At 74.2% G+C, this 18,346-nt stretch carries 16 protein-coding genes; 7 read left to right on the top strand and 9 right to left on the bottom strand.

Going from position 1 to position 18,346, the window contains the following annotated elements; translation table 11 throughout:
• Positions 1-3: 3 nt before the first annotated feature.
• From ACFW1I_RS30160 to ACFW1I_RS30150, 3 genes are read right to left on the bottom strand one after another with little or no spacing between them, the layout of a single operon-like run.
• Positions 4-873 carry an ABC transporter permease gene (locus ACFW1I_RS30160; RefSeq protein WP_384675840.1) on the bottom strand — a complete coding sequence of 290 codons (870 nt, stop codon included), beginning with the start codon at positions 871-873 and terminating at the stop codon, positions 4-6.
• Entirely contained in the window at positions 870-1,823 is a 954-nt protein-coding gene (locus ACFW1I_RS30155) for an ABC transporter permease (protein WP_384675838.1), read from the bottom strand. The genes ACFW1I_RS30160 and ACFW1I_RS30155 overlap by 4 nt, the downstream gene beginning before the upstream one ends.
• Positions 1,820-3,460, bottom strand: coding sequence for an ABC transporter substrate-binding protein (locus ACFW1I_RS30150; RefSeq protein WP_384675836.1), 1,641 nt, complete (start codon positions 3,458-3,460; stop codon positions 1,820-1,822). The genes ACFW1I_RS30155 and ACFW1I_RS30150 overlap by 4 nt, the downstream gene beginning before the upstream one ends.
• 143 nt (positions 3,461-3,603) lie before the next feature.
• Between ACFW1I_RS30150 and ACFW1I_RS30145 the strand changes: the two genes are divergently transcribed.
• On the top strand, positions 3,604-4,788 hold the full coding sequence (locus ACFW1I_RS30145) for a LacI family DNA-binding transcriptional regulator (RefSeq protein ID WP_384675834.1): 1,185 nt from the start codon (positions 3,604-3,606) through the stop codon (positions 4,786-4,788).
• A 40-nt stretch (positions 4,789-4,828) separates the two neighbouring features.
• Here ACFW1I_RS30145 and ACFW1I_RS30140 read toward each other — a convergent pair whose 3' ends face one another.
• A complete protein-coding gene (locus tag ACFW1I_RS30140; protein ID WP_384675832.1) occupies positions 4,829-6,463 on the bottom strand; it encodes an amidohydrolase in 1,635 nt (544 codons plus the stop codon).
• 205 nt (positions 6,464-6,668) lie between these two features.
• On the opposite strand from ACFW1I_RS30140, the gene ACFW1I_RS30135 reads away from it, so the two are divergent.
• A complete protein-coding gene (locus ACFW1I_RS30135) occupies positions 6,669-7,385 on the top strand; it encodes a helix-turn-helix domain-containing protein (RefSeq protein WP_384675830.1) in 717 nt (238 codons plus the stop codon).
• A 7-nt stretch (positions 7,386-7,392) separates the two neighbouring features.
• On the opposite strand, the gene ACFW1I_RS30130 is transcribed toward ACFW1I_RS30135, so the two are convergent.
• From ACFW1I_RS30130 to ACFW1I_RS30110, 5 genes are all read right to left on the bottom strand, one after another.
• A complete protein-coding gene (locus ACFW1I_RS30130) occupies positions 7,393-8,991 on the bottom strand; it encodes an IclR family transcriptional regulator C-terminal domain-containing protein (protein WP_384675828.1) in 1,599 nt (532 codons plus the stop codon).
• A 126-nt stretch (positions 8,992-9,117) separates the two neighbouring features.
• Positions 9,118-9,573, bottom strand: coding sequence for a MaoC family dehydratase (locus tag ACFW1I_RS30125; RefSeq protein ID WP_384675826.1), 456 nt, complete (start codon positions 9,571-9,573; stop codon positions 9,118-9,120).
• A 17-nt stretch (positions 9,574-9,590) separates the two neighbouring features.
• A complete protein-coding gene (locus tag ACFW1I_RS30120; protein ID WP_384675824.1) occupies positions 9,591-11,120 on the bottom strand; it encodes a long-chain fatty acid--CoA ligase in 1,530 nt (509 codons plus the stop codon).
• 10 nt (positions 11,121-11,130) lie between these two features.
• Complete coding sequence (locus ACFW1I_RS30115) at positions 11,131-12,000, bottom strand: amidohydrolase family protein (RefSeq protein WP_384675858.1); 870 nt, start codon at positions 11,998-12,000, stop codon at positions 11,131-11,133.
• Between the two features lie 11 nt (positions 12,001-12,011).
• Positions 12,012-12,923 carry an SDR family NAD(P)-dependent oxidoreductase gene (locus tag ACFW1I_RS30110; RefSeq protein ID WP_384675856.1) on the bottom strand — a complete coding sequence of 304 codons (912 nt, stop codon included), beginning with the start codon at positions 12,921-12,923 and terminating at the stop codon, positions 12,012-12,014.
• A 198-nt stretch (positions 12,924-13,121) separates the two neighbouring features.
• On the opposite strand from ACFW1I_RS30110, the gene ACFW1I_RS30105 reads away from it, so the two are divergent.
• The 5 genes from ACFW1I_RS30105 (at position 13,122) to ACFW1I_RS30085 (ending at position 18,051) form a co-directional block, all read left to right on the top strand.
• Positions 13,122-13,991: a PaaX family transcriptional regulator C-terminal domain-containing protein gene (locus ACFW1I_RS30105; RefSeq protein ID WP_384675822.1), complete on the top strand. Its 870-nt coding sequence runs from the start codon at positions 13,122-13,124 to the stop codon at positions 13,989-13,991.
• A gap of 141 nt (positions 13,992-14,132) precedes the next feature.
• Positions 14,133-15,527: an NAD(P)/FAD-dependent oxidoreductase gene (locus ACFW1I_RS30100; protein ID WP_384675820.1), complete on the top strand. Its 1,395-nt coding sequence runs from the start codon at positions 14,133-14,135 to the stop codon at positions 15,525-15,527.
• A gap of 25 nt (positions 15,528-15,552) precedes the next feature.
• Positions 15,553-16,803, top strand: a complete 1,251-nt coding sequence (locus tag ACFW1I_RS30095; RefSeq protein WP_384675818.1) for an MFS transporter — start codon at positions 15,553-15,555, stop codon at positions 16,801-16,803.
• Positions 16,804-16,824: 21 nt separating this feature from the next.
• Positions 16,825-17,475, top strand: a complete 651-nt coding sequence (locus tag ACFW1I_RS30090; RefSeq protein ID WP_384675816.1) for an HAD family hydrolase — start codon at positions 16,825-16,827, stop codon at positions 17,473-17,475.
• A 144-nt stretch (positions 17,476-17,619) separates the two neighbouring features.
• Entirely contained in the window at positions 17,620-18,051 is a 432-nt protein-coding gene (locus ACFW1I_RS30085; protein WP_384675814.1) for a VOC family protein, read from the top strand.
• Positions 18,052-18,346: the final 295 nt, after the last annotated feature.

Here is an 18,346-nt window from a genome sequence, read left to right as displayed (position 1 = left end):
CGTCTACTTCTCCCGACGGGCGATGCGGTCGGCGAGGCCCTCGCCGACGATGCCGAAGGCGACCACCGCGAGCACGATGCACACGGACGGCGCGAGCGCCGGCAGCATCGCGCCCTGGAGGACGGCGCCCTGTCCCTCGTTGATCATGGCGCCCCAGTCGGCGGTCGGCGGCTGGACGCCGAAGCCGAGGAAGGAGAGCGCCGCCAGGTCCATCAGGGCGTAGCCGAAGTTCATCGCGGACTGCGCGAAGACCGTCGGCGCGATGTTGGGCAGCAGGTGCCGGACGCAGACCGTCCAGCCGGACCAGCCCTGCACCACGTACGCCTCGATGTACGGCCGTGCCTTCTCCTGCCGGGCGATGCCGCGCACCAGGCGTCCCACGTACGGGGTGTACGCGATCGCCATCGCGATCACCGGGGCCGTCAGGCCCGGGCCGGTGACCGCGACCAGCAGGATCGCCAGCATCAGCCCGGGGATCGAGAAGACCAGGTCCATCGCGCGGGAGAGCAGGGTGTCGGCCCAGCCGCCGCGCCAGGCCGCCACCACGCCCAGCAGGGTGCCGAGCAGGGTGGAGACGCCGACGACCAGGAGCGGGCCGAGGAGGCCGGTTCGGGCGCCGTGCAGCAGCCGGGACAGGATGTCGCGGCCGGACTGGTCGGTGCCGAGGAAGTGGTCGCCGGAGGTGCCGACCAGGCTGGCGCCCAGGTCGAGCGCCTCGGGGTCGTACGGGGCGAGCAGCGGCGCGAACGCGGCGACGAGGACGAGCACGGCGAGCACCGCGACCGAGGCCGTGAAGAGCGGACCCTGCCCGAAGAGGCGCAGCCTCCGCAGGCCGGGCCTGCGGTACGGCACCGTGCTGAGGGTGGTGGTCATGAGGAGCCTTCCCCGGGGGAGAGACGGGGGTCGATGAGCGGCGCGAGCAGGTCGACCGCGAGGTTGACGACGACGAACGCCGCCACGCTGAGCAGCGTGATCGCCTGGACGACCGCGAAGTCCTGGGAGGTGACCGACTGCACGAGCAGCGAGCCGAGTCCGGGGACGTCGAAGGCGGTCTCCACGATGGCGGTGCTGATGAGCAGGCCCGCGAGCATGGTGCCGCCGACGGTGACGACCGGGCCGAGGGCGTTCCGCAGCACGTGCCGGCGGACCACGGCCCGGCCGGCGACGCCCCGGGCGCGGGCCACCTCCACGTGCTCGCGGCCCAGTTCGTCGAGCATCGCGGAGCGGGTGACCCGGGCGAGCAGGCCCGCGAAGGTGAGGGCGAGCGCGAAGGCCGGCAGGGTCAGCTGGTGGAGCCGGGGGCCGAGCCCTTCGGCCGCGCCGCCGCCCGGGCCCGGGAACCAGCCGAGCTGCACCGAGAAGAGCGAGACGAGCGCGATCGCGGTGACGAAGGCCGGGGTGGCGGTGGCCACGCCGGTGCCGATGAGCACCGTCTTGTCGAGGAGGCCGGGGCGGAGCGCGGCGAGGATGCCGGTGCCGACGCCGAGGACGGCGACGAGCAGCGCTGCGTATCCGACGAGGAGGGCGGTGCCGGGCAGCCGGGAGCCGAGGAGCGCGGTGACGTCCTGGTGGTACTGGGCGGAGCGGCCGAGGTCGCCGCCGAGGACGTCCCCGAGCCATGTGACGTACTGGACGACGAGCGGGTCGTCCAGGTGGTGCTCGGCCCGCAGGGCCGCCACGGTCTCGGGGGACGCGGGGCGGCCGTGCAGGAGGAAGGTGACCGGGTCGCCGGGGGCGAGGTGGATGGTGCCGAAGACGACGACCGAGGTCACGAACAGCACCGCCACCAGGCCGGCGAGCCGGCCGATGAGGAAGCGGGTCATGACTGCGCGGCCCCGATCGTCGCGGCCCACGGGTAGTAGAGCTGGGCGATGCCGGTCGGCGCGCCGGTGATCCGCTTGCCGAGGTAGACCGAGTAGGGCGCCTCGTAGACCGGGATGATCGGCAGCTCGGCGAGCGCGATCTCCTGGACCTTCGCGGTGAGTTCGGTGCGCTTGGCGGGGTCGTACTCGGTGTTGGCGCGGTCGAAGGCCACGTCGTACTCGGCGTTCGACCAGTTGCCGTAGTTCCCGAAGTCGCCGGTGCGCAGGTACTGGTAGAACTCCAGCGGGTCCGGCGTGTTGTCGTAGCCGTTGGTGATGACCAGGTCGAGGCCCTCGCGGGCGGCCGGGTCGACGAAGATGTTGCTGTACGCCTCCGGCGCCACCGGCTTGAGCTGCACGTCCAGGCCGATCTGGCGGCCGGCGGCCTGCACGGCGTTGGCGACCACGCTGATCTCGGGGGCCATCGAGCTGGTCGCGATGGTGACCTTCCGGCCGGTGGCGTGCGCCTCCTCGACCAGCTTCTTCGCGGCGGCGACGTCGTACGCGGGCTCGGGCAGCGTGTCGAAGAGCGACGCGGTCTTCTCCGGGACGAGCGCCCACGCGCCGCGGGCCGCGGGGGCCTTGGCCGGCACGCCGACGCCGCCGGCGGCGGCCTTGACGATGTTCTTCCGGTCGAGTGCCATCGACAGCGCCTTGCGGACCCGGACGTCGCCGAGGGTGCCCTTGAAGTCGGTGACCGCGAGGGTGGCCGCGGCGGTGTTGGGGCCGAAGAGGAGCGCGCCCTTGCCGCTGCCGCGGAGCTGGGCGAAGGAGGCGGACGGCACCATGTAGCCGCCGTCGGCGGTGCCGGAGAGGAAGGCGTTGGCGCGGGCGGCGGCGTCCTCGATGAAGGTGAACCGCACCTTCTCCGACTTCGGGGCCAGCTTCGCGTCCCAGTAGTCCGCGTGCTTCTTCAGCGTGATGCTGTCGCCCTGCGCCCACTTCTCCAGGGCGTACGGGCCGGTGCAGTTCAGCTTGCCCTTGGGGGTGCCGTAGTCCTTGCCCTGCTCGGCGAGGGAGGCGGCGCTCACGATGGTGCCGGGGGAGGCGGCGAGGAGCTCGTGGAAGAGCGCGTCGGCCTTGCCGAGGCGGATCGTCACCTCCAGCGGGCCGGTCTTCTCGACGGCGTCGACGGTCTTGAAGGCGGAGCCCCAGGGCGAGCCGGTGGCCGGATCCATCTGCCGCTTCAGGGAGGCGACGACGTCGTCCGCGGTCAGCGTGGTGCCGTCGTGGAACTTCACGCCGGAGCGCAGGGTGTAGACGAGGGTGCGCGGGTCGGGCCGGTCCCACTTGACCGCGAGACCGGGCTCGATCTTCAGGTCGGGGGTGACCCGCAGCAGCTGCTCGCAGACGTTGGCGAGCACGGTGTTCGGCGGGTAGTCGTACGCGAGGGCGTAGTCGAGGGTGTACGGCTCCGCGTAGAGCGACCACGTGAAGGAGTCGAGCGGGCCCTTCGCGGCCGGCGAGGTGGGGGAGACCTTGAAGTCGGCTCCCGTGCCGGTGGTGCCCGGCTGCGGCTGGGTGGCGCCGGAGCAGGCGGTGAGGGAGGCCGCGAGGGCGGCGGTACAGGCGAGGGCGATGAAACTGGGCGTGCGCATGCAGACCCACCCCTTTACGGGTGTAGTGACGGGCGCTGGGGGGATGGAGCGAGTATTGATGCGGGAACGTTCCCGCACAAGGGTTCCGGCCAGCTTTGCGGGAACGGTTTTGCAATGGTCACGAAGGTGGCAGCATCGGCCCCATGACCGAAGCTTCAGAGCACGGCGGAGCGGCCCCGGAGCACGCCGCGACGACGCCGGGGCGGGACGCGACGGCCCCGGGGCGCGAGGGGACCGGCGTACGGGACGACGGCGCCGCGGGCGGGCGGAGCGGGGCCGGGACCCCACGGCCGGGGCCCGGCCGGCCCGCCGCGCCACCCGCCCCGCGCGTCCGTCTCGTGGACGTGGCGCGCGAGGCCGGGCTCTCCAAGACCACCGTGTCGGCGGCCCTGAACGGCACCGGCCGGCTCTCCCCCGAGATCCGGGAGAAGGCCCGCGAGACCGCCCGCCGCATGGGCTACCGGCCCAACGCCACCGCGCGCCAACTGCGCGCGGGACGGGCCCGGCTGATCGGCTACGTGGTCGGCGAGCTGGCCGACACCCCGTGGACCTTCCTGGAGTCGCCGTACTTCGCCCGGCTCACCGGCGCCACCGCCGCCACCGCGCTCGCGCGCGGCTACGCGGTGGTGCTGCTGCCCGCCGGCTCGCTCCAGAGTGAGTGGGCGGCGCTGCCCCTCGACGCCGTGGTCGTCGCCGACCCCGTCGCCGACGACCGGATCGTCGAGGACCTGCTGGCCGCCCGCATCCCGGTCTTCAGCGACCGGTCCGTGGAGGGCCGGCCGGGCGCCCACTGGGTGGACGTCGACGCGGCGGACGTCGTCGGGCAGGTCCTGGACCACGTCCACGCCCAGGGGGCCCGCCGGCCCGTCCTCGTCGTCCCCGACAGCACCACCCGCTTCCACCGCGAGGTGGACGCGGCGCACCGCGCCTGGTGCGCTGCGCATGGGCTGCCGCAGCGGACGGTACGGGCCGCCGAGCCCGGCAACGGGCCGGTGATCCAGGCCGTGGAGACCGCCCTGGGAACCGGTCCCGACCGCCCCGACGCCCTCCTCGTGGTCGCCGAGGCCAGCCCGCCGCTCGTCCTGGACGCGGCCCGCCGGCACGGCTACGACGTCCCCGGCGACCTGCTCCTCGTCTGTGTCAGCGAGGACGAGACCGCCGTGCACACCGAGCCGCCGGTGACGACGCTGAGCCTGCGCCCCGACGCCGTCGCCGAGGCGGGGATGGCCCACCTCGTCGCCGTCCTGGAACAGGGCCTCCAGGAGACCGGCGGAGCGCTCGTGCCGGTCAGGCTCGACGTACGGGCGTCCTCCGTGCGGCCCGGCTAGCGGGCGCACGCGGGGGACCGGCGCCGGACGAGGCCGCCGGTCACGCCTCGTACACCAGCCGGCCGCCGACGTACGTGCGCTCCACCCGGGCCTCGGCGATCTCGTCGGCCGGCGCGGCCAGGACGTCCCGGTCGAGCACGACGAGGTCGGCGAGGTGGCCCGGGAGCAGGCTGCCCGCGTCGTCGAGGCCGTTCACATGGGCCGTGCCGGCCGTGTACGCGGTCAGCGCCGAGAGCAGGTCGAGGCGCTCCTCCGGGTAGAACACCCGGTCGTCCTCGGCCTCCGGGTCGCGGCGGTTCACGGCGACGTGGATGCCCTCGATCGGGTTCGGGCTGGAGACCGGCCAGTCGCTGCCCGCCGCCAGGGTCGCCCCGGCCCGCAGCAGCGAGCCGAACGGGTACTGCCAGGCCGCCCGCTCGGGACCCAGGAACGGGATCGTCAGGTTGTCCATCTGCGGCTCGTGCGCCGCCCACAGCGGCTGGATGTTGGCGATGGCGCCGAGCGCGGCGAAGCGGGGCAGGTCGTCGGGGTGGACGACCTGGAGGTGGGCGAGGTGGTGGCGGTTGCCGCGCCGCCCGTTGGCCGCGATCGCCGCCTCGATCGCGTCCAGCGCCTCCCGCACGGCCCGGTCGCCGAGCGCGTGGAAGTGCACCTGGAAGTCGAGGGCGTCGAGCTCGGCCACATGCCCGCGCAGCGCCACCGGGTCGACGAAGCTCAGCCCCGAGTTGCCGGTCGCGCAGCCGCAGCCGTCGAGGTACGGGGTGAGCATCGCGGCCGTGAAGTTCTCCGCGATCCCGTCCTGCATGATCTTGACCGAGGTGGCGCGGAACCGGCCCGAGGTCAACTGCTCGCGGCGGTCGACCAGTTCGGGGATCTGCTCGGAGCCGCGCTCGCGGTCCCACCAGAGCGCCCCGGTCACCCGAGCGGTGAGCGAACCGTCCTTCGCCGCCGTCAGATAGGCGTCCGCCGGGTCGGACATGCCGTTGAAGGAGCCGAGCAGGGCGTCCTGCCAGCCGGTGATGCCCAGCGAGTGCAGCAGCCGCTGCGCGCGCAGCAGGCCCGCCAGCCGGTCCTCCGCGGTCTTGTCCGGCACCAGACGGGAGACCAGGCCGGTCGCGCCCTCCTGGAGCATGCCGTTCGGGGTGCCGTCGGCCTCCCGCTCGATCCGGCCGTCCGCCGGGTCCGGGGTGTCGGCGGTCAGGCCGGCCAGCTCCAGGGCCCGGGTGTTCGCCCAGGCGCCGTGGTGGTCGCGGTTCGACAGCAGGACCGGGCGGTCCGGGACGACCGAGTCGAGCAGCGCGCGGGTCGGCATGCCGCCCTCGAAGCTCTCCATCGACCAGCCGCCGCCGGTGATCCACTCCTGGTCCGGGTGCGCCTCGGCGTACTCCCGGATCCGCTCCAGGTACTGCGCGACGTCGACGCTGCCGGTGAGGTCGCACTCGGCGAGCTCGGTGCCGCCGCCCACCGCGTGGATGTGGGAGTCCTGGAAACCGGGCAGCAGCAGCTTGCCGGTCAGGTCCACCACCTCGGTGCCGGGCCCGATCAGCTCGCGCACCTCGTCGTGGCCGACGGCGGTGATCCGGTCACCGGTCACGGCGAGCGAGGTGGCCCGGCTCCGCGCCGGATCCAGGGTGAGGACGGGGCCTCGGGTGAAGACCAGATCGGCCTGGGGCATGCGGCGGCTCCCTTGCGTGCGGCCGCGCCGGAGGGGCGCGGGGCGGACGACGGCCGGCCGGGGCGCGGTGCGCCGCGGGGCGGCCGTCGGACGGGTCGTACCGGTCGGGCGGCCGGGACGGGCCGGCGTCGCCGTTCGGGTGACGGGCGCCATGGAAGCCCGCGAGCCGTTTACACGTCAATGGTGTTGACGTAAGGTCCCGGCCATGTCCGCACGTGTCGTACCCGAAGGAAGCCGGCAGCGCCGCAGGCCCACCAAGCAGGGCGCCGTCCTCTCCGAACGGCTCATCGTCGACACCGCGCTGCGCCTGGTGGCCCAGCACGGCGCCGAAGCCCTGTCCGTACGCCGTCTCGGCGCGGCCCTCGGAGCCGATCCCAGCGCCCTCTACCGGTACTTCCGCAACACCGACGCCCTGCTCCTCGCGATCGCCGACGAGGTCATCGGCCGGGCGCAGGAGGGCTGGGAGGCGACCGGCGACTGGCGCACGGACCTGCGCGCGCTGGGCGTGCGCATCCACGCCTCCTACGTCGCCCAGCCCCAGGCCGCCCTCCTGGCCGCGCACCGCACGACCGGCCGCACCCACGAGACGCGCGCGGTCGAGAAGATCCTCGGCATCCTGCGGGACGGCGGCTTCCCCGACCCCCTGGCCGTCCGCGCCTACCACGCCTTCGTCGACCAGGCGCTGGCCTTCGCCGCCCAGGACGCCGCCGCCGGGGCGATGCCGCCGGCCGCGCGCGAGGCGGACGCCGAGGTCTGGGGAGAGGTCTACGGCCGCCTCCCGGCCGAGACCCACCCGCACATCGCGGCGACCTTCCCCCTCCTCGCCGCCGACATGCGGGAGAGCGGCTATCCGTTCGCCCTGGAGCTGATGCTGACGGCACTGGCGGGCCTGCGCCCGGACACGGCGGACGGAGTTCGCTGACGTTCCGTCAGAACGGCCCCACGGGGGCGTGACGGCCCACCGCGGCCAGGTCGGCGGAGATGCGCCCGGCGGTCTCGCGCAGCCGGGGGAGGAGGGCCGCCAGGCTCTCCTCGGGCGGGCAACGACCCGCGTGCAGCGCGACGTTGAGCGCCGCGACCACCCGCCCCGTGCCGTCGCGGACCGGTACCGCGATCGACCGCAGCCCCTCCTCCAGCTCCTCCTCCACCCATCCGAACTCCCGCCCGGCGGTCGCCGCCACGGCCTCCCGCAGCTCCCCGGGCCCGGTCAGGGTCCGGGGGGTCAGGGCCTCCGGCGTGATCCGCCCGAGCCGCGCGTCCCGCTCGGCCTCCGGCAGGGCGCCGAGCAGCACCCGCCCCATCGAGGTGGCGTACGCGGGCAGGCGGGTGCCCACGACGATGTCGATGTGCAGGAGGCGGCTGCCCGCCACCCGCGCCACGTACCGGATGTCGTCGCCGTCGAGCACCGCCACCGACGCCGACTCCCGGACGGCGCGCACCAGTCGGACGAGGTGCGGGGTGGCGATCTCGGGGAGGGTGAGGGCGGACAGCAGGGCGTGGCCGAGTTCCAGGACCCGGGGCAGGAGGACGTGACCCCCGGCCTCCTCCCGGACGTACCCCAGGTGGCGCAGGGTGATCAGCGACCGCCGGGCGGTCGCCCGGGGCAGCCCGCAGAGCCCGGCGAGATCGGTGAGCCGGGCCGGCCCGCGTACGGCTCCGAAGGCGCGCAGCACGTCGAGCCCCCGGGCCAGCGACTGGAGGTAGCCGGACCCCAGCTCGTCCTTGAGCGCGGGACCGGCGGACAGGGCGACGGGCTCACCGGCGGGCGGTGGTCCGGCGGCGAGCGCGGCCTCCATCGAGGCGACGGTCCGGGCGAGCGGCGCGCGGGCCAGCGCCTCCAGGGCGGCGGCGTCGTGCCGGCTGGTGTGGCTGACGACGCTGACCGCGCACACCACGGCCCCCGTCGGGTCCCGGACGGGCAGCGCGACGGCCACCAGCCCCGGCTCGATCAGCTGGTCGTCGACGGCAACGCCCCGCTCGCGGGCCTCCCGCACGCGCGCCGGGAACCCGCCGTCGTCGGGGTGCCGCTCCCGCCACGCGGCGAACCGCTCCTCGTCCCAGTCGGCGGCGAACAGGGCGCCGGGCGCGCAGCGTCCGGCCGACAGCAGGTCGCCGGGCCGGAAGGAGATCGCCATCGCCCGCCGGCGGGTCGCCTGGGTGAGGAAGCGGACGGCGTCCCCGTCGGGGACGGCGAGCGACACGGGCGCGTCGAGCTCCTCGGCGAGCGCGGCCGCGTGCGGCCCGAGACGGGCGGGCAGCCCGCAGAAGTCCAGATAGGCGTTGCCGAGCTCGGCGGCGCCCGGCGCGAGCAGCAGATCGCGGCCCTCGGCGCGCAGCACCCCGAGGACGGTGAGGGTGGTGGCGACCCGGTCCACCGTGGCCCGCGCGAGCCCGGTCGCCCGCGCGACCTCCCCGAGGCCGCGCCGCCCGCCCCCGTCGACCACGGCCCGCACCACGGCGAGCCCCCGCTCCAGCGGCCCCACGACTTCCTCGGGCCGCACCGCTTCCTCGGGTCGCACCACCGCCATCTCCGCCTCCCGGCTCGTCCCGCACGCGGGGAGAACCGTACCCGGCGGGGGAGGGTCCGCCTGCCGGGCGTGGGCATGCCGAAGAGGCGGTCGCCGGGGTGGCGGCCGCCCTTCCGGGGTGGGAGGTCAGGCGTAGAAGCGGTAGACCGCCTGGGCCACGCAGGCGGGCTTGTCGGTGCCGTCGATCTCCACCGTGAGGTCGACGACGACCTCGACGCCGCCCCGGACGTCCTCGACCGTGGCGATCCGGCCATGGGTGCGGATCTTGGAGCCGACACGGACGGGGGAGGGGAAGCGGACCTTGTTCAGGCCGTAGTTGACGGCCATCGAGACGTCCTCGACCTGGAGCAGCTCGCTCCACATCGGGATGAGGAGGGAGAGGGTGAGGTAGCCGTGGGCGATGGTGCCGCCGAAGGGGCCGGTGGCGGCCCGCTCCGCGTCGACGTGGATCCACTGGTGGTCGTCGGTGGCGTCGGCGAAGGTGTCGACGCGGGACTGGGCGATCTCGACCCAGGAACTGTGGCCGAGGTCGGCGCCGGCCTGGGCGCGGATCTCGTCGATGCCGTGGACGGTGAGGGCCATGGGGGTTCTCCAGAAGGTCAGTGGGCGGGGTCGCTGCCGTAGTGGTCCCGGATGGGGCCCTTCAGCAGCTTTCCGGTGGCGTTGCGGGGCAGTTCGGGCGCGAGCACGACGCTCCGCGGGATCTTGTAGCGGGCCAGCAGGCCCCCGAGGTGGGCGATCAGCTCCTCGGCGGTCGGGGAGGTCCCGGCGCGCGGGACGACGACCGCGCGGCCGACCTCGCCCCAGCGGGCGTCGGGGACGCCGATGACGGCCGCCTCGGCGACGTCCGGGTGCCGGAGCAGGGCGTCCTCGACCTCGGCCGGGTAGATGTTCTCCCCGCCCGAGATGATCATGTCCTTGAGGCGGTCGACGAGCGTGACGTAGCCGTCGGCGTCGACGGTGGCGACATCGCCCGACCGGAAGCGCCCCCCGTCGCGGAAGGCCGCGGCGGTCGCTTCCGGCAGGTTCCAGTAGCCGGGGGTCACGTTCGGCCCCGCCACCACGACCTCGCCCTTCTCGCCGGGCGCCGCCTCGGTGCCGTCCTCGCGCAGCACCCGCACGTCGGTGAAGAAGTGCGGGACGCCCGCCGTGCCGGCGTGGCTCGCCGAGTCGGCCCGGTCCAGGATGAGCGCGCCGGGCGCCGCCTCGGTCATGCCGTACCCCTGGACGAAGGCGAGCCCCCGGTCCAGGTACGTCCGGGCGGTCCGGCTCGGGACGGGCGCCCCGCCGCACAGCAGGAGCCGCAGACTGGTCAGGTCCGCCTCCGGCCAGCCGGGGGCGGCCGCCATCGCGTCGTACATCGTCGGCACCCCGAACAGCGCCGTGACACCGTGCAGTTGGATCAGGCGCAGGGCCCGCTCCGCGTCGAAGGCCGACTCCAGGACCACCGTGCCGCCCTTGAGGAGGGTCGGCAGGCAGCTCATGTTGAGCGCGCCGGTGTGGAAGAGCGGGGCGCTGACGAAGGCGACCTCGTCGGCGGCGATGTCGGTGTCGACGACGACGTTGAGGCTGTTCCAGACGATGTTGCCGTGGGTGAGGACGGCGCCCTTCGCCCGGCCGGTGGTGCCCGAGGTGTACATGATGAGGCAGACGTCGTCGTGCCCCACCTCCTCGTCGAGCGGTTCCGCCGGCGCGGCGGCGAGCAGCTCCTCGTACACCAGGCCCGGCCCCTCGCCCTCGACGGAGAGCAGGGTCGCGGTCCCGGCGGCCGAGGCCAGTTCGGCCACTTTGCCCTCCGGCTGCCGGGCGTGCACCAGCACCCGACTGCCGGAGTCGGTCAGCTGGTGGGTCAACTCCGCCGTTGCCAGACGGGTGTTGAGCGGAACGAAGACCGCCCCGAGGAGCCCGGCGGCGAACAGCGTCTCCAGGTACGCCGGATGGTTCGGGCCCAGGAAGGCGACCCGGTCGCCGCGCTCGACGCCGGCGCCCCGCAGGGCGTGGGCGAGGCGGGTGGAGCGGTCGTGGAGCGTCGCGTAGTCGAGGGAACGGCCCTCGTGGACGAGGGCGGTGCGGCGGGGGCTCTTGCGGTTCCGGCGGGCCGGCCAGGACCCGATGCCCTGATTGCGCATGGCGTCTCCCTCAGGTGGTGGTGAGGCCGAGCAGACGGGCCGCGTTGTCCTTCAGGATCTTCGGCCGCACCTCGTCCTTGAGCGGCAGCCCGGCGAAGTCCGCGAGCCAGCGGTCCGGCGTGAGCAGCGGGTAGTCCGAGCCGAACAGGACCTTGTCCTGCAAGAGGCTGTTCGCGTAGCGGACGAGCTGCGGCGGGAAGTACTTCGGCGACCAGCCGGACAGGTCGATGTACACGTTCGGCTTGTGCGTCGCCACCGCCAGGGCCTCGTCCTGCCAGGGGAAGGACGGATGGGCGAGGACGATCCGCATGCCGGGGAAGTCGGCGGCGACGTCGTCCACGTCCATCGGGTTCGAGTACTTCAGCCGGATCCCGCCGCCACCCGGCGCGCCCGCGCCGATGCCGGTCTGCCCGGTGTGGAAGACGGCGATCGCGCCCGCGTCCTCGATGGCCTCGTACAGCGGGTAGGCCATCCGGTCGTTCGGGTGGAACGCCTGGATGTTCGGGTGGAACTTGAAGCCCTTGACCCCGAACTCGTCGACGAGCCGCCGGATCTGACGGACCGCCGCCTTCCCCTTGTACGGGTCGACGCCGGCGAACGGGATGATGACGTCAGGGTTCTCGGCGGCCGCCTCGGCGATCTCCTCGTTCGGCACCGGCTCGGTGCCGGTGGCCGACTCCGCGTCCACGGTGAAGACCACGCAGGCCATCGACCGCTCGCGGTAGTACGCGGCGATCTCCGGGAGCGTCGGGTGCCGGTGCTCCGCCTTGAAGTACGCCCCGGCGGCGGCGTCCAGCTCGGCCGAGAGCGACGCCCCGCCCTTCGCGGACACCTCGGCGTGGGCGTGCATGTCGATGGCGACGAGCGCGTCGAGGTCCATCACGGTGCCGCTCACAGGACCGGGGCGGGGATGCCGTAGGTCTCCGGGGCGCGGCCGACGGAGACCGGCCAGGCGGCGGCGATCGCGTCCGCGCTCCAGCCGCCGTCCGCGTACGCCACCGCGATCTCCTGCGGGTGCGACCAGAGGGCGAGCTTGTCGCCGCCGATGCCGATGCACTGGCCGGTGACGCCGGCGGAGGCGTCCGAGGCGAGGAAGGCGACCAGGCCGGCGACGTCCTCGGGGGTGCCGAAGCCCTCGCCCTTGCGCAGGCTGTCCGGGAACGGGGTGCCGTCCTGCTCCAGGGCCTCGATGTGCGGGGCGAAGACCGGGATGGTCTTGGTCATGGCGGTGGCGGCGACCGGGATGACGGCGTTGGCGGTGATGCCCGCGCGCCCCAGCTCCATCGCCCAGGTGCGGACCATGGCGGCGATGCCGGCCTTGGCGGCGGCGTAGTTGGTCTGGCCGAAGTTGCCGCGTTGCCCGGCGGGGGAGCCGGCGACGACGATCCGGCCGCCGTCGCCCTGCTCGCGCATGCGCTCCACGGCGGCGCGGACGCAGGTGAAGGTGCCGCGCAGGTGGACCTGGACGACGGTGTCGAAGTCGTCGTCGGTCATCTTCCACAGCACGCGGTCGCGGAGCACGCCCGCGTTGGTGACCATCGTGTCGATCCGGCCGAAGCTGTCGACGGCCCGGGCGACGAGCGCCTCTGCGGCCTCGGTCGAACCGACCGGCACCACCTCGGCGACGGCCCGGCCGCCCGCCTCGGTGATCTCCTTCACGGCCGCGTCGGCGGCCTCGGCGTCCACGTCGTTGATGACGACGGCGGCGCCGGCGGCGGCCAGCGAGCGGGCGTAGGCGAGGCCGAGACCGCGGCCGCTGCCGGTGACGACGGCCACCTTGCCGGTGAGATCCACCGGGCCCACCGGGTTCACCTGGGGAGAAGTCATGGACGGGGTCCTTCCCGTGAGTCGAGGGTCGCCGGGGGCGGGGCGCGGGATCCCCGCCTCGCACTCGCACCGGCGGCGCCAAAGTTAGGCAACATCTCGCATGCGGTCAATAAAGTGCCGAATATTTCTGCCGGGGCCGTCGCGGCGGCGACCCGCCCGCCTACGCTGTCCCCCGTGACCCGACCCGCCCCGCAGCGCACCCCGGAGACCGAGCCCGGCACCGGCGGACGCGGCTCCGCGCCCCGCCCCCAGTCCCTGATGCTGAGCTTCTTCGGCATCCACGCGCTCGGCACCGGCACCGCGCTCTCCTCGGCCGGCGTCATCGACGCCCTCGCCCGTGCCGAGGTCGGCGAGGAAGCCGTCCGCTCCACGCTGACCCGCATGGTCGGACGGGGACTCCTGGACCGGCACCGCTGCGGCCGCCGCATGTACTTCTCGCTGACCGACCGCGCCGCCGCCGTGCTCGCCGACGGCGAGGAGCGCGTGCGCCGCACCGGCGCCGTCAACCGGACCTGGGACGGCACCTGGACCCTCGTCGGCTTCTCGCTCCCCGAGTCCTGGCGCCGGGAGCGCCACGACCTGCGCTCCCGGCTCGTCTGGGCGGGCTTCGGCCCGCTCCAGAGCGGCCTGTGGGCCGCCCCCGGCCGCGTCGACGTCGCGCCGATCGCGGCGGAGCTCGGGCTCGGGGACCGTATCAGGGCCTTCCACGGACGGGCCGTCGCGCCGACCGAGGCCGGCCCCCTGCTCCGCACCGCCTTCGACCTCGACGCCATCGCCGCCGGGTACCGCGCCTTCCTCGCCCGCTGGGGCGGCGAGGGACCCGCCCCCGCCGAGGCCCGCGACGACCTCGGCCGCCAGCTGCTGCTCCACACCGACTGGCTGGAAGTCGTCCGCCACGACCCGTACCTGCCCGCCGAACACCTCCCCGAGGGATGGCCGGCCGAGGCCGCCGAGCGCACCTTCCGCACCCTCTCGCAGCGGTACGACCCCGGCGCCCGCCGCATCGCGGAAGGGCTCCTCGACCGCTGGGACCCGCAGGGCTGAGCCGGTGGCGACCCCTCCCGGGCACCCGCCGCGCGCCTTATGTCAACACCATTGACCTTGCCGGGCGCGGCCGGGTCTCATGGGCGGCACCTCGGAAGGAGCCCCGCGACCGGGCTCCTCCGCGATCCGAAGGACACCCCCATGGACCACCTGATCTCCCTGCGGGACGCCGAACCCAAGCCGTTCTGGCTCGACGACCCCCGCCGCCCCCGGGCCACCCCCGCCCTCGTCGGCGGCACCACCTGCGACCTGCTGGTCGTGGGCGGCGGCTACGCCGGCCTGTGGACCGCGCTCGTCGCCAAGGAACGCGACCCCGCCACTGACGTCGTCCTCATCGAGGGCGCGGAGATCGGCCACGCCGCCTCCGGCCGCAACGGCGGCTTCTGCGAGGCCAGCCTCACCCACGGCCTCGGCAACGGCCTCGACCGCTGGCCCGACGAGATCGCCACCCTCGAACGCCTCGGCCGGGAGAACCTCCAGGCCATGGAGGACGCCATCGAGCGGTACGGCATCGACTGCGATTGGGAGCGCACCGGCTCCCTCACCGTCGCCACCGAGCCCCACCAGGTCTCCTGGCTCGCCGAGGAGGCCGAGACCGCCGAGAAGTACGGCGCCACCACCACCCTCCTCGACGCCGACGCCGTCCGCGCCGAGATCGACTCGCCCACCTTCCTCGGCGGCCTGTGGAACAAGAGCGACACGGCCATGGTCAACCCGGCCCGCCTCGCCTGGGGCCTCAAGCAGGCGTGCCTCGACCTCGGCGTCCGCATCCACGAGCACACCCCCGGCCTCTCCCTCGACGAGCACGGCGCCGTCGTCGCCGTCCGCACCCCCTACGGCCGGATCACCGCCCGCCGCGTCGCCCTCGCCACCAACGCGTACCCGTCGCTGTTGCGCCGCCACCGCCTCTACACGGTGCCCGTCTACGACTACGCGCTGATGACGGAACCGCTCGACGCCGCGCAGCTCGCCGCCGTCGGCTGGAAGAACCGCCAGGGCTGGTCCGACCCCGCCAACCACTTCCACTACGTGCGGATCTCCGCCGACAACCGGATCCTGTGGGGCGGCTACGACGTCGTCTACCGCTACGCCGGCCGCGTCGGCGCCGAGAACGACCAGCGCCCGGAGACCTTCGCCACCCTGGCCCGCACCTTCTTCACGACCTTCCCGCAGCTGGAGGGCGTCCGCTTCAGCCACGCCTGGGGCGGAGCCATCGACACCAGCACCCGTTTCTGCGTCTTCTTCGACACGAGTCACCACGGCAAGGTGGCGTACGCCGCCGGCTTCACCGGACTCGGCGTCGGCGCCACCCGCTTCGGCGCCGAGGTGATGCTCGACCTGCTGGCCGGGGCCCGCACCGAGCGCACCTCCCTCGAACTCGTCCGCCGCAAGCCGCTGCCCTTCCCGCCCGAGCCCGCCCGCTCGATCGGCATCGGCATCACCCAGCGCTCGCTGACCCGGTCGGACCGCAACGAGGGCCGCCGCGACCTGTGGCTCCGCACCCTCGACCGCCTCGGCCTCGGCTTCGGCAGCTGACCACCCCTGTCCCAGGAGCACCACCATGAACACCACCCCGGAGCCCGCGCCGACCGCCCCGGAGGGGACCGCCCCCCTCACCAGGGGGCCGCTCCTGCGGCTGATGCCCCTGCTGACCGTGGCCAACGCCGCGATGTACATGGTCTACATGGGCATCGGGGCGGTGCTCCTCCCCGTCCAGGTCGAACTGGTCGACCCGGCCGACAAGGTCGCCAACTTCGGCCTGGTCTCCGGCATCGCGGCGATCTTCGCGACCGTCTTCAACCCGCTCGCGGGCGTGCTCTCCGACCGCTCCGGCCGGCGCAACCCGTGGATCCTCGGCGGCGGTCTCGCGGCCCTCGGCGCGCTGGCCCTCCTCGGCCAGGCCCGCTCGGTCCTCCTCGTCACCATCGGCTGGTGCCTCGTCCAGGCGACGATGAACGTCTACCAGGCGGCGCTCACCGCCGTCGTCCCCGACCGCGTCCCCGTCGAGCGCCGCGGCCTCGCCTCCGCGATGGTCGGCATCGGCACCCCGATCGGCACCGCCGTCGGCATCTCCGCCGCCGCCGTCTTCGTCCCCGGCGACATCGCCGTCGGCTATCTGGTGTTCGGCGCCGTCATCGCCGTGGCCGCCGTCCTCTTCACCACCGTCGTCCGCGACCGGCGCCGCCCGGCGGCCGGGCCGGCCCCGCTGAGCGCCCAGTTCCGCACCTTCGCCCGCACCCTGAAGTCGGCCGACTTCCGCTGGGTCTTCATCGGCCGCTTCCTGATGATGCTGGGCTTCTTCGCCGTCTCCCTCTTCCAGCTGTACATCCTCCAGGACCACATCGCGCTGCCGGAGGGACTGGCCCCGGAGGAGGCCGTCGCCTTCATCGCCCCCATCGACGCGGGCGTCACCCTCCTCGCGACCGTCCTCGGCGGCGTCCTCTCCGACCGGATGGGCCGGCGCAAGCCGCTGGTCTTCGTCTCCTCCGCGCTGTGCGCCCTCGCCATGCTGGTGCCGGTCGTCAAGCCGGACTGGCACGGCATGCTGATCTTCACGGTCCTCATCGGCCTCGCCTTCGGCTCCTACCTCGCCGTCGACACGGCCCTCGTCACCCTCGTCCTGCCCTCCGCCGACGACGCCGCCCGCGACATGGGCGTCCTCAACGTCGCCAACGCCGGACCGCAGATCCTCGCCCCGTTCCTGGCCGCCGCGATCGTCGGCTCGCTCGGCTACGACGGCCTGTACGTGATCGCCGCGCTCATCACCCTCGCCGGCGCCGTGTCGGTCCTCTTCGTCCGCCGCGTACGCTGACCCCCGGACCAGGGAGGCGCGGTGAAGGACGGACGGCTGCTGCACGTCTTCGACATGGACGGCACCCTGCTGAGGGACACCTCGGCCAGTCTGGAGATCGCCGCCCGGCTCGGCTGCCTGGCCGAACTACACGCCCTGGAGGCCGAGTTCGCCGCCGGAAGCATCGACACCCGGGGCTTCGCCGCCGCCCTGTACGGACTGTGGCGGGAGCTGACCCCCGGCGTCGTCGCCGAGGCGTTCGACGGGGCGCCGTGGATCGGCGGGCTCCCGGAGGTCCTCGCGGACATCCGGGACCGGGGCGACCGGGCCGTCGTCGTCACCATGTCGCCGGACTTCTTCGCCGACCGGCTGCGCGGCCTCGGCGTCGCCGACGTGGTGGCCTCCGGCTTCCCGCCGCCCCCGTTCCGGACGGCGCCCGACCCCGCCAGGATCCTCGTCCCCGAGGACAAGGTGACCGCCGTCGACCGGCTCCGCGCGGCCCTCGGCCTCGACCGGGACTCCTGCGTCGCCTACGGCGACTCCGGCTCCGACGTGCCCCTCTTCTCCGTCCTGCGGCACACGGTGGCCGTCAACGCCTCCCCGGCGCTGCGCGCCCTGGCCGGCGCCGGGTACGACGGCGACGACCTGCGGGCCGCGTACGCCCTCGGCAGACAACTGCGCGCCCGCGCCTGAACGGCGGTCGGGGAGCCGACGTGCATGACGCCTCAAGTCCCCGACCGGGCGGGGCAGTCGGCCGGTCCCGCCCTGCCGCAGCCCCCGCCCGGCCCGGCGCGAAAATGCGAGGATGCGCCGGAAGTCCCGCCCTATGATGGCCGGATGGCGTCGATCAAGAAACTCCAGATCACCTTCGACTGCGCGGAACCCGAGCGGGTCGCGCGCTTCTGGCGCGCGGCGCTCGGGTACGACGCGCCGCCGGCGCCGGAGGGGTTCGCCTCCTGGGAGGAGTTCGACGACGCCGAGCCCGGACGGCGGGGCGCGGACTGGGCCTCCATCGACCCGGTCGGCGACGAGCAGCGGCTCTACTTCCAGCGCGTCCCCGAGGGCAAGGTCGCCAAGAACCGGGTGCACCTCGACGTGCGGGCCGGCACCGGGCTCGTGGGCGCGGAGCGGCTGGCGGCGCTGGAAGCGGAATGCGCGCGCCTGGTCGCGCTCGGCGCGGTCCACGACCTCACGCTGTACGCCGACGGCGTCAACGAGTCCTGCATCAACATGCGGGACGTCGAGGGCAACGAGTTCTGCCTCGACTGAGAGGCCGCGCGCGGCGCGCACGCCCTCACCGGTCCACCGCTCGACCGGTCCACCAGCCCACCGGCCCGCACCCCTTCTCGGGGGCGGGCCGGTTCCGTTCACCGGTGCGGCCGGTTTCCTGTGGCACCCCGTCAGGGCCCCCACCTCCTAATTCGTTTGACCGTGCCGCGGGGCGGCGGTGGACTGGTGCGGGGGGGCCCCCGCCCGGGGCGCGGCGGGCGGTGGGTGGGGGCCGGGGTGTGTATAATCCCCCCCCCGACCACGACCGCGCGGGGGTGAGGGGCACCGAGGAACA

Origin of the sequence: Streptomyces sp. NPDC058955 (assembly GCF_042741435.1) — a bacterium.
In the GTDB taxonomy this organism is placed as follows: domain Bacteria; phylum Actinomycetota; class Actinomycetes; order Streptomycetales; family Streptomycetaceae; genus Streptomyces.
This window is presented reverse-complemented; position numbering and strand designations above follow the sequence as displayed.